At 72.3% G+C, this 15,519-nt stretch carries 14 protein-coding genes; 6 read left to right on the forward strand and 8 right to left on the reverse strand.

The features are described 5' to 3' along the window. Positions 1-130: 130 nt before the first annotated feature. The 7 genes from AB0K03_RS30860 to AB0K03_RS30890 form a co-directional block, all read right to left on the reverse strand. Positions 131-2,644, reverse strand: a complete 2,514-nt coding sequence (locus tag AB0K03_RS30860; RefSeq protein WP_364691986.1) for a glycosyltransferase — start codon at positions 2,642-2,644, stop codon at positions 131-133. A gap of 77 nt (positions 2,645-2,721) precedes the next feature. Further along, positions 2,722-4,977, reverse strand: coding sequence for a [protein-PII] uridylyltransferase (locus AB0K03_RS30865; RefSeq protein WP_364691989.1), 2,256 nt, complete (start codon positions 4,975-4,977; stop codon positions 2,722-2,724). Between the two features lie 22 nt (positions 4,978-4,999). Next, positions 5,000-5,338: a P-II family nitrogen regulator gene (locus AB0K03_RS30870; RefSeq protein WP_170148593.1), complete on the reverse strand. Its 339-nt coding sequence runs from the start codon at positions 5,336-5,338 to the stop codon at positions 5,000-5,002. 25 nt (positions 5,339-5,363) lie between these two features. After that, complete coding sequence (locus AB0K03_RS30875) at positions 5,364-6,719, reverse strand: ammonium transporter (protein WP_364691992.1); 1,356 nt, start codon at positions 6,717-6,719, stop codon at positions 5,364-5,366. A 247-nt stretch (positions 6,720-6,966) separates the two neighbouring features. After that, positions 6,967-7,764, reverse strand: coding sequence for an aminoglycoside phosphotransferase family protein (locus AB0K03_RS30880; RefSeq protein ID WP_364691995.1), 798 nt, complete (start codon positions 7,762-7,764; stop codon positions 6,967-6,969). 51 nt (positions 7,765-7,815) lie between these two features. Continuing rightward, positions 7,816-8,991 (reverse strand): signal recognition particle-docking protein FtsY, encoded by a 1,176-nt coding sequence (gene ftsY / locus AB0K03_RS30885; RefSeq protein ID WP_364691998.1) that lies wholly within the window; start codon positions 8,989-8,991, stop codon positions 7,816-7,818. Positions 8,992-9,070: 79 nt separating this feature from the next. Beyond that, positions 9,071-9,679 (reverse strand): XRE family transcriptional regulator, encoded by a 609-nt coding sequence (locus AB0K03_RS30890; protein ID WP_364692001.1) that lies wholly within the window; start codon positions 9,677-9,679, stop codon positions 9,071-9,073. A 76-nt stretch (positions 9,680-9,755) separates the two neighbouring features. Here AB0K03_RS30890 and AB0K03_RS30895 point away from each other — a divergent pair, with 76 nt between their 5' ends. The 6 genes from AB0K03_RS30895 (at position 9,756) to AB0K03_RS30920 (ending at position 14,337) form a co-directional block, all read left to right on the forward strand. Continuing rightward, positions 9,756-10,682 carry an NAD(P)/FAD-dependent oxidoreductase gene (locus AB0K03_RS30895; protein WP_364692004.1) on the forward strand — a complete coding sequence of 309 codons (927 nt, stop codon included), beginning with the start codon at positions 9,756-9,758 and terminating at the stop codon, positions 10,680-10,682. 33 nt (positions 10,683-10,715) lie between these two features. Further along, positions 10,716-10,973 carry a hypothetical protein gene (locus AB0K03_RS30900; protein WP_364692007.1) on the forward strand — a complete coding sequence of 86 codons (258 nt, stop codon included), beginning with the start codon at positions 10,716-10,718 and terminating at the stop codon, positions 10,971-10,973. Positions 10,974-11,286: 313 nt separating this feature from the next. Continuing rightward, positions 11,287-12,963, forward strand: coding sequence for an alkaline phosphatase D family protein (locus AB0K03_RS30905; protein WP_364692010.1), 1,677 nt, complete (start codon positions 11,287-11,289; stop codon positions 12,961-12,963). Between the two features lie 108 nt (positions 12,964-13,071). After that, complete coding sequence (locus AB0K03_RS30910; protein ID WP_364692013.1) at positions 13,072-13,356, forward strand: hypothetical protein; 285 nt, start codon at positions 13,072-13,074, stop codon at positions 13,354-13,356. Beyond that, a complete protein-coding gene (locus AB0K03_RS30915; protein WP_364692016.1) occupies positions 13,353-13,772 on the forward strand; it encodes a hypothetical protein in 420 nt (139 codons plus the stop codon). The genes AB0K03_RS30910 and AB0K03_RS30915 overlap by 4 nt, the downstream gene beginning before the upstream one ends. 106 nt (positions 13,773-13,878) lie before the next feature. Next, entirely contained in the window at positions 13,879-14,337 is a 459-nt protein-coding gene (locus tag AB0K03_RS30920; RefSeq protein ID WP_364692069.1) for a DinB family protein, read from the forward strand. Between the two features lie 503 nt (positions 14,338-14,840). Here AB0K03_RS30920 and AB0K03_RS30925 read toward each other — a convergent pair. Continuing rightward, positions 14,841-15,458, reverse strand: coding sequence for an HAD-IA family hydrolase (locus AB0K03_RS30925; RefSeq protein ID WP_364692019.1), 618 nt, complete (start codon positions 15,456-15,458; stop codon positions 14,841-14,843). Positions 15,459-15,519: the final 61 nt, after the last annotated feature.

Consider the following 15,519-nt stretch of genomic DNA (forward strand, 5'->3'; position numbering starts at 1 on the left):
TCCCTAACGGCGGCGGCTGCCGCCCGTTACGCCCTGTCCGCACTACGCCGTGCCTGAAGGGCATGCCCTCCTGGCCCTCGCCGTCACGGCCGTCGCCGGCCGCCGGCCGGGCGAGGCTCGGTGCGGTCGGTCATGCCGGCTGAGGTTCGGGCAGCCTCTGGATAGGCGCGACCGTGCGCGGCGCGTGCACCAGGCCGGCGATGCGGTCCACGTACGCCTGGGCATGGTGGGCCTTGGCCACGACGGCCCGGGCGCGGCGGCTCTGCTCGGCGAAGAGCACCCGGTCCGCGGTGTAGCGCTTGACGAGCCCGGCCACCTCGGCGGGTGCACAGTAGACGGCCGCGTCGCCGAAGACGGCCGCGTGCCGTTCCGGGGTCACCACGACGCAGCCCTGCGCGGCCGCCTCCAGGGCCGGCCGGGAGAAGGTCTCCACCGCCTCCGGGTGCGGGAAGTGCAGGTAGAAGTCGAGCTGGTGCAGGAACGTCCGCAGGTTCAGGTCCCCGGCCTCGTAGACCAGATGTGCGCGGGGCCCGCCCAGCCCGACCTCCGTACGCGGCCAGTCCGGCAACCGCAGCCGCACGTCCACCCGGGTCAGGTCGTCGTACACGGACAGCGATTCCCGGGCGTCGCGCGGCCACACCCCCTGGTCGCAGAGATCGGTGCCGACCACGGGCCGGTCCCGGGTGGCGCCGTCGCGGACCGCCGCCCACTTCTCGGTGCCCACGACCGTCGGCATGTCCCACGGCGCCGGCTCGATCCCCGGCTCGTACGCGCGCAGCGCCGCCCGTACCTCGGGATCCTGCGGGCACCACAGCACCGGCGCCTCGAACATCCGCTCGGCGGTACGCGTCACCACCGGCGGCTCGTAGCGATGGTCGAGGCCGTCGCGGCGTACCGGGGCCTGGTCGGCGACGACGAGCACCTGGCGGGGGCGCAGCAGGCACTCGTCGCCGGGCGCGAACTGCAGGACCGCGGCGTGCCGCACGATCAGCAGCGCGGCCTCGTTGACGTCGCCGGGCAGCACCTGACCGATCCGCCCGGTATTGATCATCTTTTGGATCGGGCCGCAGAGCGCGTGCCGGCGCCGCGCGAACGGCCGTACCGATTCGAGGTGCAGCACGGCGACACGCAGCCCCCGGTCGGCGAGCGCCTGCATCTCCTCGATGGCGGACACCTGCGGGCCCTGCAGGAATCGCCAGTCGCCGGCCATCACCACGTCGAACTCGGGCCGGGGCGGGGCCTCGCCGCGGGCGTACCGGAGGTGGTCGGGTGCGGCGAACGGCCGCTCGCCGCCCTCCCGCGGCAGGTACGGCTTCGCCGCCCGCGCCGCGATGCGGCTGTGCCACAGCTGGTACGCCGAGGAGTACGCGACCCGCGCCGGATGCATCCAGTACGCCCGGATCTCCGACCGCGACAGCGAGCCCTGGGACAGCCGGATCAGCGCGAGTGGCTCGGACTCGATGTGGTGCACCGCCCGTTCGCCGAAGACCGCGCGCATCCGGCCGATGTACTCGGAGTCCGCCGCTTTGCGAACCTTGTCGAAGTAGCCGAGGCGTTCCATCACCGCCTGGCGCCGGAACATCAGCGACGACGGGTTGAAGCGGCCCCGCCGTACCGCCGGGCGGGTGAGCACGAGCTGCTCGGTGACCGCCAGGCCGTCGCTGGTGGTGGCGACGAAGCGGGCCTCTGCCAGCATCGGGCGCACCTGCAGCTCCAGGCGGCGCGGGTGGGACCAGTCGTCGGAGTCCTGGAACGCTACGAACTCGCCCTCGGCGGCGTCGAGCCCGGCGTTGCGGCCGGCGTACGTACCCTGGTTGTACGGCTGCTTCACCAGCCGCACGCGCGGGCCGAGCGCGACGGCTCGCTGCAGCACTTCGTCGTACTCCGGCGGCGAGGCGTCGTCCACGATGATCACTTCGACGTTGCGCCAGGACTGGGCCAGGATCGACCGGACCGCGGTGATCAGCCCCTCGTCGGGGTGGAACGCGGTGACGATCACCGAGACCCGCTGCGGCTCCTCGACGGGCACGGCCCCGGCGGCGGCCGTCAACCGGTCGAACGGCGGCAGCCCGTTCGCGGGTTCCAGCGCCGGGAAGGGCTTCGGCAACAGCCGCTGGAACGCGGCGAGCCACGGCGCCACGGGCAGGCCGGCGTCGCCGGCGAACGGATTCGCGACGTCGATGGTCAGGTCCGTGCGGATGGCCGCGCTGATGTCCGGGTACGCCGCCAGCAACTCGCGCGCCGCCGCAGCGCCCCGCCACGTGAGGGTCAGCTGGGCGTGCAGGCCCTGATGAGCGCCGGGTACGGCCCTCGCGCCGAGCGCGGTGCGGACCAGCTCGTACAGCGCCAAGGCGTCGTCGCGGTCGCCGGGAAGCATGTCCTGCAACGCGATCGTCTGGGCCAGCCCGGCGATCACGGACGGGCGCACCTGGGCGCGGATCCGTCGCAGCCACGCCACGTCGCCGCTGCGTGCGGCCGTCAGCAGCTGGTCGTACGTGGTCCCGGTGTCGCGCAGCGCCGTGTACGCCAGCAGCTGCCGCATCTCGATCGAGCGCAGCCGGATCGCCACGGGCGGCACGGCCCGCTGTACGTGGTACCGGGCGACCCTCAGGTAGTCGTCGAGCAGACCGGCTGGATCCCCCATGCGGCAACAGACCTCTTCGTTACGCCCTCAATGACATAGAGGGCAACGCCGTCGACGCGCCTGAGGTGACGACGTTTTCAGACCACGGCCAGAACCGCGGCCTCGACTCGGGTCCGTTCCGCCTCGTCGGCCCAGGCGCCGACGAGGTAGAACGCGTCCACCACGTCACCGCCCAGCGTGGAGATCCGCGCGGCGCGCACCTCTGCGCCGGCCTCGTCGAGCGCCGCCGCGACCCGGAACAGCAGTCCCGAGGAGTCGGGGGCGCGCAACTCCAGCACGACCGCGTCGGTGGCGGCCTCGCGCAGCCAGACGACGCGCGGGGCAGCGCCGCCACGGTCGGACTTGGCCCGAGCGCGCAGCCGCTGCGTCACCGACACATCCCCGACCGCCACCCGGCGCAGGTCCGCGGCGAGCGCCACCGGGTCGGCCGGGGAGCCGTACCGGGGCTGGGTCGTGAACTCCACGATGGCGCGTCCGCCCACCGAGGACGCGTCCGCGGCGACCACGTCGAGGCGGTGCAGGGCCAGGCAGGCGGCCACGCTGCCGAGCAGGCCGCGGCGGTCCGCGGCGGCCACCGCGACCCGGTCGCCGTCCAGATGGACGGCGGGCAGATCGCCCTCGAGCAACTCGGGATCGGGCTCGGGGGGCGCCGGCAGCGCGCCCGTGTCCAGCGCGGTGTGCACCCTGCGGACCAGCTCGGCGATCAGCCGGCCCTTCCAGTCCGACCAGGCGGCCGGGCCGGTGGCGTGCGAGTCGGCACGGGCCAGCGCGTGCAGCAGGTCCAGCGTCGCGGTGTCCCCGACCGCCTCGGCCACCGTGGAGATCGTCACCGGGTCGCTCAGGTCGCGCCGGGTCGCGACGTCGGGCAGCAGCAGGTGCAGCCGGACGAGCTTCTCCACGGTCGCCACGTCGGCGGGCGGCAGGCCGACCCGGGTCGCGATGCCGGCGGCGATGGGGGCGCCCACGGTGCTGTGGTCGCCGGGCAGCCCCTTGCCCACGTCGTGCAGGAACGCGCCGATCAGCAGCAGGTCGGGGCGCTCCACGTCGCGGGCGTACGCGCTGGCCTCGTACGCCGCCTGCACCAGGTGCCGGTCCAGCGTGAACCGGTGCACCGGGTGATGCTGCGGGAGGCTGCGCATCCGGGCCCACTCCGGCAGCCAGGCGTCGATCAGCCCGTACCGGTCACACGTCTCCCACGCCGGCAGCAGACCCGGGCCGGAACCCAGCAGCGAGACCAGGGCGGCCCGCGCGGCGGGCGGCCACGGGGTCGGCAGCGGCGGGCAGAAGGCGGCGAGCCATTCACAGGTGGCCCGCGCGATGGGCAGCCGTACGGTCGCTGCCGCCGCGGCCACCCGCAGCGACAGGGTGGGATCCGGGACGGGCCCGATCGCCGTCCGGGCCAGCACCAGCTCGCCGTCCTGCTCGACCACGTCCCGCGCCACCGGGCGGCGGACCGGCCGGCCCGGGGCCACGCCCCGCCGGCGCCCGCTACGCAGCCGGTCGGCGGCCCGCCAGGCGTCGTCGAGCGCGTGCGCGATCGTGCGCGCGTCCCCGGCCACCCGGCGCAGCAATGTGTCACCGTCGTCGAGCTCCAGCAGCTCCGCTACCGCGCCGCGCTCCTGCGCGACGAGCCGGTCGACCCGGCGCCCCACGGCCAGGTGCAGGGCGTCGCGCGTGTCCAGCAGGCGCAGGTCGGCCGCGCGCACTGCCGGGCGCAACGTGTCGGCAACCCCGGCCCGGCCGATGCCGCGCAGGATCGTCATGTCGCGCAGCCCGCCGGCGGCCTCCTTGAGATCGCCCTCCAGCAGGAACGCGAGCTCGCCGTGGGTCGCCCACCGCGTCGCGGTGATCTCCTTCAACTGCGGGAGAAGACGTACGGCGGTGCGCCGCCACTGGTCCCCGGTCGCGGCGATCAGCTCGGCCGACAGGGCGGCGTCGCCGGCGATGTGCCGGGCGTCGAGCAGCCCCAGCGCCACCTTCACGTCGTCGTGGGCCACCGACAGCGCCTCGGGCAGCGTCCGCACCGAGTGGTCGAGGCCCAGCCGGGCGTCCCAGATCGGATACCAGAGCGCAGAGGCGATCCGGTCGATACCGGCCGTGCCGTTGTGCAGCAGCACCAGATCAAGGTCGCTGTACGGCGCGCAGTCCCGCCGGCCCAGCCCGCCCACGGCGATCAGGCTCACCCCGGGCAGATGACTGGGGAACATCCGGGCCAGCCACGCGTCGAGCGCTGCCGCCCGGCCGGCCCGGGCGGCAGCGCCGATGTGCGTCCGCTGATCGGCGGGTGAGCCGCCGGAAGGCACACGCGGTGCCGCCGACGGCTCACTCACCATGTAGTTCACTCGGGTCCGAAGATCAGAGCGCGTCGAGCCCGCGCTCGCCGGTACGGACCCGGACCACGTCGTCGACCGACGTGACCCACACCTTGCCGTCGCCGATCTTGCCGGTCCGGGCCGAGGTGACGACCGCGTCGACGACCTTCTCGACGTCGATCTCGTCCGTGACGACCTCCACTTTGATCTTGGGCAGGAACTCCACCGTGTACTCGGCGCCCCGGTACACCTCCGTGTGGCCCTTCTGCCGTCCGTAGCCCTGCACCTCGCTCACGGTGAGGCCGGCGACGCCCAGGGCGTGCAAGGCCTCCTTCACCGCGTCGAGCTGGTACGGCTTGATGACCGCGGTCACCAGCTTCATGCTCAGTCCCTCCATGTCAGAGAACTTAACCGGCGACCTTCTGGCTGACGTCGGCCTTGCCGTCAGCGTCGATGGACTTGGAGTTGGTCAGGCCGGCCATCGCGAACGCGCTGCCGCCGCCGGAGCCGCCGGCCGGGGTGAGGTCGTACGCCGTCTCGCCGTGGTCGGAGATGTCGATACCGCCCACCTCGGCGTCGGCGTCGACCCGCAGAGCCTTCGCGGCCTTGAGGATCAGCGCCAGCGCCGCGGCGATCAGGAACGAGTACACCGTGACGGCCGCGCTGCCCACGAACTGGCGCCACAGCTGGTCCAGCCCGCCGCCGTAGAACAGGCTCTCCCGCTCGGCGAGCGCGTTGACCTGGGTGGTGGCGAAGAAGCCGATGCCCAGCGAGCCGATCCAGCCGCCGACGAAGTGGACGCCGACCACGTCGAGCGAGTCGTCGTAGCCGAACCGGTACTTCAGGCCCACGGCCAGGGCGCACAGCACGCCGGCGACGAGGCCGAGCAGGACGGCCGGCAGCGGCGCGATGAAGCCGCAGGCGGGGGTGATGGCCACCAGGCCGGCGACCGCACCGGACGAGGCGCCGACCAGCGTCGGCTTGCCGTCACGCAGCCACTCGACGACGCACCAGCCCACGAGCGCGGCGGCGGTCGCGACCTGGGTGTTCACGAACGCCACGGCCGTGGTGCCGTCCACCGTGAGCTCCGAGCCGGCGTTGAAGCCGAACCAGCCGAACCACAGCAGGCCGGCGCCCAGCGCGACGAACGGGACGTTGTGCGGGCGCATGTTCTCCCGCGGCCAGCCGATGCGCTTGCCGAGGACGAGCGCCACACCGAGCGCCGCGGCGCCGGCGTTGATGTGCACGGCCGTGCCACCGGCGAAGTCCAGCGCGCCGAGGTCGGCGCCGATCCAGCCGCCGCCCCAGACCCAGTGCGCGACCGGCACGTAGACCAGGGTGAACCAGCCGAGGGCGAAGAGGACCCAGCCGCCGAACTTGAGCCGGTCGGAGAGCGAACCGCTGATCAGGGCGACCGTGATGACGGCGAACATCATCTGGAAGACCATGAAGACGTACGTGGGGATGCCGGTCTCACCCCACATCTCGGGGATCCAGCTGGTGCCGGTCCCCCAGTACTGGGTGAAGCTGCCGAGGAACTTGTTGACCCCGTCGGAGCTGTTGCTGCCGAATGCGAGGGTGAATCCGTAGAGAACCCACAGAACGGAGATGAGCCCGATGCACGAGAAGCTCATCATCATCATGTTGAGCGTGCCTTTGGACCGGTTGAGGCCACCGTAGAACAGCGCCAGACCCGGTGTCATGAGCAGAACGAGCGCAGACGACAGGAGCAACCAGGCGGTATTGCCGGTGTTGATCTCCACGCTGCCTCCTCTCGGTTAGGTGTCCTCCATGCCCGCGCCGCGGCAGTGCCGGGTGCGGGACGAGTCGGCCTTCCGGGCAGCGTCGCGCCGTAGGACCGGTGTGGCGGGAAGCCTTCCGGTCGGCTGTTTCGCGCACGGTCTACGCGCGGTTTCCGGCGCGTGACCGGTTGTTTCGTACGTGTGAAGAAACTCTCACAGCCCCACGGCGAAATCCGGGTGAACAGGGGCAGAAGGCCCGAGAGGAGTGTTACCTGAGCGCGTACTCGAGGGTGTGGCGCTCGTAGTCCAGCAGCCGCAGGTCGCGCATCGGCCGGCGCAGGTGGCCCTTGTGCACGATCCGCACGAACGCGGGATCGCCCGCGGCGGCCATCCGCCGGATGCCCTCGACGTGGTCCACGATGCGCTTGCGGATGGTCCGGACCAGGCGGTGCCGGTCGCGCGGGATCAGACCGTACGCGTCCGCGAACAGCCGCAGCCGCCGCGGCCGGTTGGGGCGCTTCCACCCCAGCGTGTACGAGTCGCGGTCGCTGAACAGCGGCACCCACGTCCACGCCGCGTACGCCACGTCGTAGATGCGCGCCCCCGGCGAGGCCAGGTCGAAGTCGATGAGCGCGAGGGTGCCGTCGGGACGCCACACCACGTTGTGCGGGGCGGCGTCGTGGTGGCAGATTACCTCGGTGTCCGGCGGCGGCGGGCCGAAGCTGCGCCACACCGCGTTCGGCGGGGGCTGGAAGCCGTACTGCGCGTCGTGGAACATCCGCAGCATCGTGGCGACCGTGACCAGCGCCTCCTCGGTCGTCCAGTGCGGCGCGAGCGGATACTCACCGCACTCGCCGTCGAGGTACGACAGCACCTCCCGGCCGCGCTCGTCCATGCCGAGGGCATGCGGCGACCCGGTGAAGCCGACCCGCTGCAGGTGGTTGAGCAGCGAATGCACGGCCGGCGTCCATGGGCCGGCGTTGCGGCGCACGGTGTCGCCGACCCGCGAGACCGTGCTGACGTTGCCGCCGTGCAGGGGGATCTCGCGGACGGGCTCTTGCGTCACCCACGACCTCCCCGAGAAATGCGCTGATGCACAGGCCTGCCGTCCCCGAGACTACGCGTCGGCGCCAAGCAACGCCTCGACGAAGGCGGCGGGCTCGAACGGCGCGAGATCGTCGGGTCCCTCGCCGAGACCCACGAGCTTCACGGGAATGCCCAGCTTGCGCTGCACGGCGATGACGATGCCGCCCTTCGCCGTGCCGTCCAGCTTGGTCAGCACGACGCCGGTGACGTCCACCACCTCGGTGAACACCCGCGCCTGCTCCAGACCGTTCTGGCCGGTGGTGGCGTCCAGGATGAGCAGCGTCTCGTCGACCGGCCCGTGCTTCTCCACGACCCGCTTGACCTTGCCCAGCTCGTCCATCAGGCCGACCTTGTTCTGCAACCGGCCGGCGGTGTCCACGAGCACCGTGTCGATGCCGGTGTCGATGCCCCGCTTCACGGCGTCGAACGCCACACTCGCCGGGTCACCGCCCTCGGGACCGCGCACGGTCTCCGCGCCGACCCGCTCACCCCACGTCGCCAGCTGCTCGGCGGCGGCGGCCCGGAAGGTGTCGGCGGCGCCGAACAGCACCGTACGCCCGTCCGCGATCAGCACCCGCCCGATCTTGCCGCAGGTGGTGGTCTTGCCCGCACCGTTGACGCCGACGACGAGCACGACCGCGGGCCGCCCGTCGTGCGGCGCCGTACGCAGGCTGCGGTCCATCTCCGGCTCGAGCGCGGCGGTCAGCTCCTCGGCCAGCTGCTGACGCACCTCGGCGACCGTACGCGTGCCCAGCACCCGCACCCGCTCGCGCAGCCGCTCGACGATGACCTGGGTGGCCTCGACGCCGACGTCGGCGGTGATCAGGCTGTCCTCGATCTCCTCCCACGCGTCCTCGTCGAGGTGGTCGCGCGAGAGCACGCTGAGCAGGCTCCTGCCGAAGATGTTCTGCGACCGGCTGAGCCGCGCCCGCAGCCGCACCAGCCGGCCCGCCGTGGGCTCCGGCTTCTCGAGAACCGGCGCCTCGACCACCGGCTCCTCGACGACCGAGGGCTCGGCGGGGCGCTCGATGAGCGGCGGCAGCGTGTCGGTGGAGGGCACGGCGGGCGGCCGCTCGAGCGTGGTGGTGCCCGCCCCGCTCTCCCCCCGCGGCGGGAGCTCACGCCGGCGCAGGCGCGGCACGACGAGGCCCACGGCCCCGACGATCAGCACCGCCAGCAGGATCAGGGAGGCGACCACGTATTCCATGTACGAAATCCTGACAGATGTGCCCGGCGGGCGTGGTGCCACCCGCCCGTGTCCCCCGCCACGCCCGGTGCGGGCGCTCTCACCCGGCCGGCTCTCCCCTGGTCCGCACGCTCATCCGTTCGCCGGGGCGGCCGAAGATGCTCAGGATCTCAGCGGGCTCCCGGCCGGTGCTGCCGAACCAATGCGGCACCAGGGTGTCGAACTCGGCCACCTCGCCGGCGCTCAGAATCCAGTCCTGATCACCCAAGACGAGCCGCATCCGGCCGGACAGGACGTAGATCCACTCGTACCCGTCATGAGCGCGGGGCTCCGGGACCACCTTGCTGACCGGGATGACGATCTTCCACGCCTGCATGCCGTCGGGCTGCCGGGTCAACGGGATCACCGTACGGCCTTTCACCCGGCCGGGCTTGAGGCGTACCCGCGGGTCGCCGACCTCGGGAGCACCCACGAGGTCGTCCAGCGGCACCCGGTACGTCTGCGACAGGGCGAGCAGCAGTTCCAGGGTGGGACGCCGCTGCCCGTTCTCCAGGCGCGACAGGGTGCTCTTGGAGATGCCGGTCGCCGCCGCCACCCCGGTGAGGGTCATCCGCCGCTGCGTACGTACACGTTTCAACCGCTCCGCGACGTGCTCGAGCGCTGCCGCGACACCGGGAGGATCCGCAGCGCCGGTCGGAGGGACGTCCACGGCTGATCACGCTCGCAATTCCCGGTAACGGCAACGTTCGTTGGCCGGCAATCGTGACGCTAGCAGGCTCTTCCCCATGAGCCAGTACGACGTAGCAATCATCGGCGCAGGCGCCGCCGGCCTGTCTGCAGCGCTGGTCCTCTCCCGGGCCCGCCGCAAGGTGCTGGTGCTGGACGCCGGCGCCCCGCGCAACGCAGCCGCCAACCACATGCACGGCTACCTGTCGCGCGACGGCCTCCCGCCGGGCGAGCTGCTGGCGGCGGGCCGCAAGGAGGTCCGGCACTACGGCGGTGAGATCGTCGACAGCACGGTCCGCGGCCTGGCAGCCGGCAGCACCGGCTTCCGCGTACGGCTGGCGGAGGGGCAGCGCGTCTCGGCGCGGCGCCTGCTGGTCACGACCGGGCTGCGCGACGAGCTGCCCGACATCCCGGGCCTGCGGGAGCGCTGGGCCCGCGACGTTCTGCACTGCCCGTACTGCCACGGCCACGAGGTTCGCGACCGCCGGCTCGGCGTGCTCGGCGGCGGCCCCGGGGCCGTCCGGTACGCCCAGATCGTGCGCGAGTGGACCCACGACCTCGTCTACTTCACCCCGCCCGGCACTCTGACCGCGGCCGAGCGCACCCAGCTCACCGCCCGTGCCATCGGCATCGTCGAAGGCACCGTCAAGCACCTCGTCGTCGACGACGACCGGCTGCGCGGCGTGCAGCTGGGCGACGGATGTGTCGTGCCGCGCGACGCGCTGTTCGTCCCACCGAGGTTCGTTCCGAACAGCCGGCTGCTGACCGGTCTCGGCTGCGACACCGACGAGCACGGATGGGTCACCACCGACCCGACGGGCCGCACCAGCGTCCCCGGCGTCTGGGCGGCCGGCAACGTCGTCGACCCTCGCGCCCAGGTCATCACCGCCGCGGGCGCCGGCTCCGCGGCCGCCATCGCGCTCAACGCCGATCTCGTCGACGAGGACGTCCGCATCGCCGTCGACTCGTACGGCCGCACTTCCTGACTCGCCACGCACCGCAACCGAAGGAGACAGACCATGACTCGCCCCGACCCCGCCCAGCCGGCCCTGGCAGGCCCTCCCACCAAGCATCAACTCGCCGTGATGATCTGGCTCGCGGTCTTCCCGACCCTGACGGTTCTGAACCTCGTCCTCGGCGACTGGCTCAGCACCCTCACGCCCGTGTTGCGCACCCTCGTGCTCGCCACCATCGCCGTACCCATCGTCATCTACGGGCTCATGCCGCAGCTGCACCGGCTTCGCGTCCGGCTCCTGGCCTCCATCGCCAACCGCTGAACCGCATCCACTTCACGAAGGAGAGCTGCGCCTTCCTGCTCATGCGCCGGCAGGGGACGGCCGACGCGGTCGTCGGTGAGGTGACCGCGGGTCAGCCCTGCAGGGCCTCGCCACGATCCCGGAGTTCATCTGGGAGCTCTCGTTCGGCGTCTACCTCATCGTCAAGGGCTTCAACCGGTCCGAAGCGGGCCACGATCTGCCGTCGGGTCATCCGTTCGGCCACGCGGCGTCACCTGCCGGTACCAGATAGCGCCCTGGCGGAAAGCCGAACGGCTGGGGAGGATGGAAACATGCTTATCCCCACGGCGCCGCGGTGAGCGCACACCTGCTCATCGGCCCGGTGCTGCGGCGCGTCGTGGGCGACAAGGCAACGATCTGGGTCGAGACGACCAGCCCCGCCCGGGTGCGGGTCGAGGCCGCCGGCGGGGGTTCCGGCTCCGCGTCCACCTTTTGCGCGTACGGGCACCACTACGCGATCGTGGTGGTCGAGGGTCTGCCCCGCGGCGCCGCGTCCGAGTACAGCGTGCGCCTCGACGACCGGCAGGTGTGGCCGCAGGCCGACTCGCCGTACCCGCCCAGCGTGATCGTGACCCGCCCGGCCGGCGACGCCGCCCCGGTCAGCATGATCTTCGGCTCGTGCCGCGAGGCCACCCCGCACGCCACCGGCCGCCGCCTGCCGCCCGACGCGCTGGACGCGTACGCCCGGCGGTTGATGGCCGACCCGCACGACCCGGACCGGCGCCCGGACCTGATCGTGCTCCTGGGCGATCAGGTCTACGCCGACAAGACGTCGGCGAAGGTGCGGCGCTTCCTGCGCCGCCGCCGCGAGGCGGGCCACGAGGGCCCGGCGCGCGAGGTCGTCTCCTTCGACGAGTACACGAAGCTCTACCTCGAGTCGTGGCGCGACCCCGAGATCAGATGGCTGCTGGCCACCGTGCCCAGCGTCATGATCTTCGACGACCACGAGATCATCGACGACTGGAACACCTCGGCCGCCTGGCGCGAGGACATGTCGGCCCAGCCGTGGTGGCGCGAGCGCATCGCCAGCGGCCTGGTGACGTACTGGATCTATCAGCACCTGGGCAACCTCAGCCCCGACGAGCTGGCCGCGGACCCGCTGCTGTCCAAGATCCAAGCCGTCCCGGAGGCCACGGACCTCCTGCGCGACTTCGGCCGCTCGGTGGACGAGCCGTCGTCGGCCGAGAACACGGACCGGCCGTACCAGTGGAGTTTCGCCCTGGACCTCGGCCGCACCCGCCTGGTCATGCTCGACAACCGCTGCAACCGCGTCCTGACCCCCGGCCGCCGCGAGATGCTCCCGGCGCCGGAATGGGGCTGGTTCCTCGACCAGGCCCACGGCGACTACGACCACCTCGTCGTCGGCTCGTCCCTGCCGTGGCTGATGCCGCCGGCGATCCACCACGTCGAGGCCTGGAACGAGAAGGTCGCGGACTCGGCCGGCCCCCGCCGGGCGGCCTTCGCGGAAACCGTACGCCGAGCCTTCGACCTCGAGCACTGGGCGGCCTTCCGCCGCTCCTTCGACGCCCTCACGGAACTCTTCCGCCGCCTCGGCCAGGGCGACCGCGGCGACCGCGTCGGCGCAGGCGGAGCGTACGCGGCCCCGGCCACGATCAGCGTCCTCTCGGGCGACGTGCACCACTCGTACGTGGCCCGCGCCGCCCTCGGCCCGGACGTCCGTACGCCGGTGCACCAGCTGACCTGCTCCCCCATCCACAACCAGGTCCCGGCGCCGCTGAAGCCGCTGATGAGGTTCAGCTGGTCCCGCGTGGCGGCCCGCGGCATGCGCGGCCTGGCCCGGTCGGCGGGGGTCGAACGGCCGCCGGTGACCTGGAAGCGGCTCGCCGGCCCCTACTTCGGCAACGCGGTCAGCACCCTGCGCCACAACGGCCCGCAGGCCGAGGTCCTCCTCGAAGGTACGACCAAAGAAGGCAACCTCTTCACGGTGGCGAAGCTCCCCCTCACCGACTGAGCCACGAAGATCCATTAGCCTCCATCCATACGTCGTAGTACTGTCTCTACATAACAACGGCACGCCATCAGGCGCCTGCCGTCGTCCCGGTCACAGTATGATTCGAGTATGACAAGGCGGATCACCGTGAGTCTCCCCGACGACGTAGCCGACTACCTCGCCAAACACCCCAACAGCTCCGCGGTCGTCACCGAAGCGGTGCGCGCCCGCATGCAGCGCACCGCCACCACCCGAGCAATGCTCGAAGCGGCCGGCTTCCCCATCACCGACGAGGGAGTCGCCCGCTGGCGCGGCAAGCTCCAGCCCCCGACGGCCGCCCAGCGAGACGAGAGCCGCCGACGGCTCGACGCGCTCGAGGCGGGCCGCTGGCCCGACAACGAGGAGCAGGCATGACCGACCTGCTGCCGGACATCCGCGCCGTGCTCGACAGCTCGGCGATCCGGTCCTACGCCCGCGGGCACATCCATGTCGGTGAGGTCATCACCGAAGTGGCCGACGACAGCGCCTACGTCGGCATCCCCGCGACGGCTCTCCTCGACGCCCACGCACAATGCTTGGGCGACAAAGTCGCTCGAGCCCGTCTGGGCGTGCTGGTACACCTTCCGGGCACCCAGGTGCTCGCCCTGGACGCAGACGCGGCCGCGCACGTCGCCGAAACGGTCCCCTTCTCCCACGGCGACCTCTCCCGCTCCCATGCCGTGTGGGCGTCGCTCGAACACGCCGCGGTCTATCTCACGGCCGAACCGCAGGAGTCCGCCCGCCTGATCGCCAAGGACCGGATCATCGTCATCCCCGCGGACGACGCGTAAACGGGCTGAAAATGTCGTACGGCCGGTCCAGGATGTCCCCGTGACTTCCTGGACCGCGCCCCCGGCGCACCGTGTGACAGAGCCCCACACCGGCGACGAGCGCGCCATGCTCGAGGGCTGGCTCGAGTGGCATCGCCAGACCCTGTTGACCAAATGCGCGGGCCTCACCGCCGACCAGCTCAAGACGGCCGCGGTGGAGCCGTCCAACCTCACCCTCCTCGGCCTCGTACGCCACATGTCCGAGGTGGAGCGGGGCTGGTTCCGCATCCACGCGGCAGGCCAGCAGCTCCCGTTCCTCTACTGCGACGACGACACCAACCGCGACGGCGACTTCGACGACGTGGCCGACGCAGACGCCGAAGCCGACTACGCGGCCCACCTGGCAGAGCTCGAGGCGGCCCGCGCAGCCGTGGCAGACCTCCCGCTGGACCACGAGTTCGCCACCGAACGCACCCCCGCCATCAGCCTTCGCTGGGCCTACATACACATGATCGAGGAGTACGCCCGCCACAACGGCCACGCGGACCTCCTCCGCGAACGCATCGACGGCACCACCGGCGACTGACCACCACCCACGACAACCCCATCACCGCACGCCCGCCCCGCGCGCAGACAAGGCCTCGCGCGCAGACTCGGCCTGACGTGGACCGCGCGCCGCCACCGCCGCGCCGCCATCGCCGTGCCCGCCGCCACTGCCGCGCTGCCACGACCGCCGCGCCGCTACCGTCGGGCCCGCTGCCACTGCCGCGCTGCCACGACCGCCGCGCCGCCACCGTCGGGCCCGCTGCCATCGCCGCGCCGCCACCGTCGGGCCCGCTGTCACCGCCACGCCGCCACCACCGCCGCGCTGCTTCTCGCGCGGAGCGCGGCCACCACCGCCGCACTGCCACCGCCGCTGCGCCGCCGGCACCGCGGCCCCTGCCACCACCGCGCCGCTGCCACCGCGCTTGCAGCAGCTGCCCACCGTGTGGCACGAAACCGCGCCCCCGGTGGCGCCACAGCGGGCGACGCAGCTTCGCCGCATGGCACGCAGCTCGGCCCTCGCCGTCCGCGCGAGACCACCGTCCCTCAGGCCGGGACGTCCAACGCCTTCCGCAGATACGGCAGGTCCTGCCCGCCGGTCCACCGGAACCCCAGCAGCTTCGCCGCCCGCGCCCCCCGGATGACCCGGTCGTCGTCGTCCACGAAGAGTGTCCACGGGGCCTCGACGTCCAATGCCTCGCAGGCGCGGGCGAAGAAGTCCGGGGCCGGCTTGTGGACGCGCAGGTCCGTGGAGCTGATGATGGCGTCGAATTCGCCGGTCAGGCCCAGCATCTCGAGGTCGTCGCGGAGGCGGTCGGTGGCGTTGGTGGCCAGGCCGACCGGGCGTCCGGCGGCGCGGACCTCGCGGACGAACGCGAGGGCTTCCTCGTCGACCGCACCTCGGTGCTTCTGCCAGTCGGCGACGGCGGCAGCCGCCTCGTCCTCCGGAAGCGGCAGCCGCGTGGCCACCAGGTGCATCCACTCCGCGTCGGTGATCTCACCGGCAACGGCCGGTCGGAGCAGGTCCCAGGAGAACGCGGTTTGCATCAGCGTGCCCGCCGGCAGCGAGTGCTCGGCCTCCACCGCCGCGGGTACGGCGGGGTCCCAGCGGCGCACCACGCCGTCCAGATCGATGAGCATGGCCCGGGCGGGTTGGCGCTGCATGCGGTTGACGGTCCTTCCGGAGGCTGACGGGGTACGGCTGTCGGATACGCGGACCCGACGA

This window comes from Actinoplanes sp. NPDC049316, assembly GCF_040677315.1.
Lineage (GTDB): Bacteria > Actinomycetota > Actinomycetes > Mycobacteriales > Micromonosporaceae > Actinoplanes.

What these genes read in the sequence shown, in the direction of transcription:
- AB0K03_RS30860 (WP_364691986.1), bottom strand. Translation starts at nt 2,644, where the DNA reads ATGGGGGATCCAGCCGGTCTGCTCGACGACTACCTGAGGGTCGCCCGG.
- AB0K03_RS30865 (WP_364691989.1), bottom strand. Translation starts at nt 4,977, where the DNA reads ATGGTGAGTGAGCCGTCGGCGGCACCGCGTGTGCCTTCCGGCGGCTCA.
- AB0K03_RS30870 (WP_170148593.1), bottom strand. Translation starts at nt 5,338, where the DNA reads ATGAAGCTGGTGACCGCGGTCATCAAGCCGTACCAGCTCGACGCGGTG.
- ftsY (WP_364691998.1), bottom strand. Translation starts at nt 8,991, where the DNA reads ATGGAATACGTGGTCGCCTCCCTGATCCTGCTGGCGGTGCTGATCGTC.
- AB0K03_RS30895 (WP_364692004.1), top strand. Translation starts at nt 9,756, where the DNA reads ATGAGCCAGTACGACGTAGCAATCATCGGCGCAGGCGCCGCCGGCCTG.
- AB0K03_RS30900 (WP_364692007.1), top strand. Translation starts at nt 10,716, where the DNA reads ATGACTCGCCCCGACCCCGCCCAGCCGGCCCTGGCAGGCCCTCCCACC.
- AB0K03_RS30910 (WP_364692013.1), top strand. Translation starts at nt 13,072, where the DNA reads ATGACAAGGCGGATCACCGTGAGTCTCCCCGACGACGTAGCCGACTAC.
- AB0K03_RS30915 (WP_364692016.1), top strand. Translation starts at nt 13,353, where the DNA reads ATGACCGACCTGCTGCCGGACATCCGCGCCGTGCTCGACAGCTCGGCG.
- AB0K03_RS30920 (WP_364692069.1), top strand. Translation starts at nt 13,879, where the DNA reads ATGCTCGAGGGCTGGCTCGAGTGGCATCGCCAGACCCTGTTGACCAAA.
- AB0K03_RS30925 (WP_364692019.1), bottom strand. Translation starts at nt 15,458, where the DNA reads ATGCAGCGCCAACCCGCCCGGGCCATGCTCATCGATCTGGACGGCGTG.